Raw genomic sequence first — 4,536 nt, forward strand, 5'->3', positions numbered from 1 at the left:
AAGGAACGTTGAAGACGACGACGTTGATAGGCCGGGTGTGTAAGCGCAGCGATGCGTTGAGCTAACCGGTACTAATGAACCGTGAGGCTTAACCTTACAACGCCGAAGATGTTTTGGCGGATTTGAGTGACTCAGAGAATTTTCAGCGAGATACCGGATAATGCAGGAACGAACGATTTAACCTGAGGCAGCACTGCAGCAGGGTAAGGGTTTTGTTCCGGAGCACAAAGAATTTGCCTGGCGGCACTAGCGCGGTGGTCCCACCTGACCCCATGCCGAACTCAGAAGTGAAACGCCGTAGCGCCGATGGTAGTGTGGGGTCTCCCCATGCGANAGCCATGTTTTTTGCATCAGGATAGCGCTAATGAATCATTCTCTTAAGCCCTGGAATACCTTCGGCATTGATCGAAATGCCCACCGAATTGTTTGTGCTGAAAATACACAACAATTGCTTAATGCCTGGCAGGAAGCTGTCCAGAAGCAGCAACCTGTATTAATTCTCGGTGAAGGCAGTAACGTACTTTTCCTGGAAGACTTTTCCGGAACGGTGATTATCAACCGTATAAAAGGTATCGATGTTCACGAAGACCCTACGGCATGGCTCGTGCATGTCGGAGCAGGCGAAAACTGGCATAATCTGGTGCAATATACGCTTGAGAATGGCATGCCTGGTCTGGAGAACCTTGCTCTCATTCCTGGCTGTGCAGGTTCTTCACCTATACAAAATATTGGCGCATATGGCGTGGAATTGCAGCGCGTGTGCGACTATGTCGATTGTGTTGAGCTCAGCAGCGGTAAATCTCAGCGTTTATCGGCGCTTGCATGCCGGTTCGGTTACCGCGACAGTATTTTTAAACACGAATATCAGGATCGTTTTGTCATTACCGCTGTTGGCCTGCGTATAGCGAAAAGCTGGCAGCCCGTGCTGACATACGGCGATTTAACACGCCTCGATCCTGCAACCGTAACACCTCAGCAGGTTTTTGAAACTGTGTGCCAGATGCGTACCAGCAAGCTTCCCGATCCTAAAGTCAGCGGTAATGCCGGCAGTTTCTTCAAAAACCCGGTGATTACCGCACAACAGGCCAGTGCTTTGCTGGCAGCCTTTCCTAATGCTCCGCACTATCCTCAGGCTGATGGCTCGGTAAAGCTTGCCGCGGGCTGGCTTATCGATCAGTGCCAACTAAAAGGTATGGCTATAGGTGGCGCAGCGATTCATCATTTGCAGGCTTTAGTGATTGTGAATACCGGGCAGGCAGTCAGTAGCGATGTCGTTGAACTCGCGCGTCACGTTCGCCGCCGCGTTGGTGAAAAATTTAACGTCTGGCTTGAGCCAGAAGTACGATTTATCGGCCAGAATGGTGAAGTCAACGCGGTGGAGGTCATTGCATGAAGGACCATTCCGTTCCGTTGACGCTGATTTCAATTCTGGCTGATGGCGCATTCCATTCAGGTGAGCAATTAGGCGAGCGCTTAGGAATGAGCAGGGCGGCTATTAATAAGCATATACAGACTTTGCGTGACTGGGAAGTGGATGTTTTCACGGTTCCGGGTAAAGGCTATAGCTTGCCGGAACCTATCCAGCTATTAGATGAGACATTTATCCACGGTCAGATAAAGCAGGGCAATGTGGCCGTTTTGCCGGTTATTGATTCAACTAATCAATATTTGCTGGAGCGGCTTGCTGAATTACACTCCGGCGATGCATGCGTAGCTGAATATCAGCAGGCAGGTCGCGGGCGTCGTGGCCGCAAATGGATCTCACCCTTCGGCGCAAACCTCTATATCTCAATGTACTGGCGTCTGGAACAAGGCCCGGCAGCAGCGATTGGATTAAGCCTGGTTATTGGTATTGTCATGGCAGAGGTGCTGCGTGATTTAGGTGCCGAAGGTATTCGGGTGAAATGGCCTAACGATCTCTATCTCCAGGATCGTAAACTTGCCGGTATCCTGGTCGAACTTACCGGGAAAACAGGCGATGCTGCGCAGATCGTCATAGGCGCTGGCGTGAACCTGGCGATGCGTAAAGTGCAAGCAGAAGATATCACTCAGGGCTGGATTAATTTGCAGGAAGCAGGCGTACATATTGATCGCAATATGTTAGTTGTCCGTTTAATTACCGAGCTACGTGCCGCACTTGAACGCTTCGAGCAAGATGGTCTGGCACCATTTCTTTCTCGCTGGGAGGTGTTAGATAATTTTATCAACCGCCCGGTAAAACTTATTATCGGTGAAAAAGAGATATTCGGCATCTCCCGCGGAATTGATTCACAAGGTGCGTTGTTGCTTGAGCAGAACGGAATAATTAAACCCTGGGTGGGCGGCGAAATATCGTTGCGCAGCGCGGAGTAAATTGAGGGGAGCAACGGCTCCCCTTGATAACATTATTTACGTAAGCGAACCTGCTCGACAGCATGATTAGCACTCTTGGTCATTATCAGGCTTGCTCGCTCACGGGTAGGCAAAATATTTTCTTTAAGATTTAATCCGTTAATCTCTTTCCAAAGCGACATCGCAACCTCTATTGCTTCATCTTCTGTCAGTTTCGCATAGTTATGGAAATAGGAGTCCGGATTGGTAAATGCCCCTTCGCGGAATTTCAGGAAGCGATTGATATACCACCGCTGTAATAAATCCTCGGGCGCGTCAACGTAAATAGAAAAATCGACGAAATCGGACACAAATACATGGTGTGGGTCATGAGGATAGTCCATGCCACTTTGTAAGACATTCAAACCTTCAAGAATTAATATATCCGGTTGATGCACAGTCTTGTCTCCGCCTGGGATCACATCATAAATTAGATGTGAATAAACCGGTGCGGTGACATTGGATACGCCGGATTTAATATCCGAAACGAATTGCACCAGACGGTGCATATCATAAGACTGAGGAAAGCCTTTTTTCTTCATCAACCCGCGTTCTTTCAGCACCTCGTTGGGATGCAAAAAGCCATCGGTAGTGATTAATTCAACCTGGCGATGCTCCGGCCAGCGGCTCAGCAACGCCTGTAACACACGCGCTGTGGTGCTCTTACCTACAGCAACGCTACCGGCGATACTGATGATATAAGGAATACGTTGCCCATTCGTTCCAAGAAACTGTTCGAGCACCGCCTGGCGTCGCAGGTTGGAACTAATATAGAAATTGAGTAAACGGGAAAGTGGAAGATAAATCTCAGCAACTTCTTCCAGGGACAGGTCTTCATTAATGCCTTTTAATCTCGCGATTTCACCCTCCGTCAATGTCATAGGGACGGAATCACGAAGAGCAGCCCACTGGCTGCGATTAAACTGTAAGTAGGGCGTCATTAACGTTTGCTCTTTTTTACTCATACGCAGTTTTCCGCCGCCATTACCCTTTCGCGTATGTTTCAGGTACGCAATGAGAGGATCTCTTAAGGTAACGTTATGGCACGACGTTATTGAAATAAGTTGGGACAATGGGCTGGAGGTTAACACCAGATGGCAGGGAATAATATGAAAAATCTCGTCGCACCCCCCCTCTCAGGCTGATGAAAAATCTGGAAGTGCGTCGGCGAACTGAGATGAATCGGCGCGATAAGCGCAAATTGATAGTGAAATGCGGTGAAATTTTCTACGGTGTTGCATGAAATTACAGCATTTCTTCGCGCCGTCGTGCAAAATGTGAGCGATAGAGCATTTTGTGCAATTTTTTAGTTGCATCCATCTCTCTGTCTCCCTAGAATGCGCGCTACTTGATGCCGACTTAGCTCAGTAGGTAGAGCAACTGACTTGTAATCAGTAGGTCACCAGTTCGATTCCGGTAGTCGGCACCATCAAGTCCGGTGGGGTTCCCGAGCGGCCAAAGGGAGCAGACTGTAAATCTGCCGTCACAGACTTCGAAGGTTCGAATCCTTCCCCCACCACCATTTTCGGTTACGCTAATACGTAACCTGAGTTGGTGTCAGTAGTGAATCAGCTCTTAGGGAGAGTGTTCTTCTCCCGGCAATACAGAAAGCACTGGGTAGCCGAGTTTCAGGATGCGGGCATCGTATAATGGCTATTACCTCAGCCTTCCAAGCTGATGATGCGGGTTCGATTCCCGCTGCCCGCTCCAAACGTGCTGATATGGCTCAGTTGGTAGAGCGCACCCTTGGTAAGGGTGAGGTCCCCAGTTCGACTCTGGGTATCAGCACCACTTCACTTCTCCTCCCTGGTTTCTCTCTGTTATTTAGCATTCAACAAGTCGGGCATGTTGCCTGGTTGATGTGGTGATATCACCGATTTATCCGTGTCTTAGAGGGACAATCGATGTCTAAAGAAAAGTTTGAACGTACAAAACCGCACGTTAACGTCGGTACTATCGGCCACGTTGACCATGGTAAAACAACGCTGACAGCTGCAATCACTACCGTTCTGGCTAAAACCTACGGCGGTGCTGCTCGCGCATTCGATCAGATCGATAACGCGCCGGAAGAAAAAGCTCGTGGTATCACCATCAACACTTCTCACGTTGAATATGACACCCCGACTCGCCACTACGCACACGTAGACTGCCCGGGCCACGCCGACT

The 4,536-nt window shown here is 49.2% G+C and carries 4 protein-coding genes, 4 tRNA genes and 2 rRNA genes; 9 read left to right on the forward strand and 1 reads right to left on the reverse strand.

What is annotated here, in order from left to right; all coding sequences use genetic code 11:
* The 4 genes from ACTU3N_RS00870 to birA form a co-directional block, all read left to right on the forward strand.
* Positions 1-96 (forward strand): 23S ribosomal RNA (locus ACTU3N_RS00870); the annotation flags it as partial.
* Between the two features lie 140 nt (positions 97-236).
* Positions 237-356: ribosomal RNA gene (rrf, locus tag ACTU3N_RS00875) — 5S ribosomal RNA — on the forward strand.
* An 8-nt stretch (positions 357-364) separates the two neighbouring features.
* Complete coding sequence (gene murB, locus ACTU3N_RS00880) at positions 365-1,393, forward strand: UDP-N-acetylmuramate dehydrogenase (RefSeq protein ID WP_443084274.1); 1,029 nt, start codon at positions 365-367, stop codon at positions 1,391-1,393.
* Positions 1,390-2,352 carry a bifunctional biotin--[acetyl-CoA-carboxylase] ligase/biotin operon repressor BirA gene (gene birA / locus ACTU3N_RS00885; protein ID WP_443084275.1) on the forward strand — a complete coding sequence of 321 codons (963 nt, stop codon included), beginning with the start codon at positions 1,390-1,392 and terminating at the stop codon, positions 2,350-2,352. The genes murB and birA overlap by 4 nt, the downstream gene beginning before the upstream one ends.
* A 32-nt stretch (positions 2,353-2,384) precedes the next feature.
* On the opposite strand, the gene coaA is transcribed toward birA, so the two are convergent.
* Positions 2,385-3,335 carry a type I pantothenate kinase gene (coaA, locus tag ACTU3N_RS00890; protein WP_443084276.1) on the reverse strand — a complete coding sequence of 317 codons (951 nt, stop codon included), beginning with the start codon at positions 3,333-3,335 and terminating at the stop codon, positions 2,385-2,387.
* 388 nt (positions 3,336-3,723) lie between these two features.
* Between coaA and ACTU3N_RS00895 the strand changes: the two genes are divergently transcribed.
* The 5 genes from ACTU3N_RS00895 to ACTU3N_RS00915 all read left to right on the forward strand — a co-directional run.
* A tRNA-Thr gene (locus ACTU3N_RS00895) sits at positions 3,724-3,799 on the forward strand.
* Between the two features lie 8 nt (positions 3,800-3,807).
* Positions 3,808-3,892: transfer RNA gene (locus ACTU3N_RS00900), tRNA-Tyr, on the forward strand.
* A 113-nt stretch (positions 3,893-4,005) separates the two neighbouring features.
* A tRNA-Gly gene (locus tag ACTU3N_RS00905) sits at positions 4,006-4,080 on the forward strand.
* 5 nt (positions 4,081-4,085) lie between these two features.
* Positions 4,086-4,161 (forward strand) — tRNA-Thr (locus ACTU3N_RS00910).
* 113 nt (positions 4,162-4,274) lie between these two features.
* On the forward strand, positions 4,275-4,536 hold a 262-nt coding region (locus ACTU3N_RS00915), incomplete at its 3' end, for a GTP-binding protein (protein WP_000031674.1).

The organism is Vagococcus sp. WN89Y (genome assembly GCF_052220145.1).
Taxonomy (GTDB): domain Bacteria; phylum Pseudomonadota; class Gammaproteobacteria; order Enterobacterales; family Enterobacteriaceae; genus Kosakonia.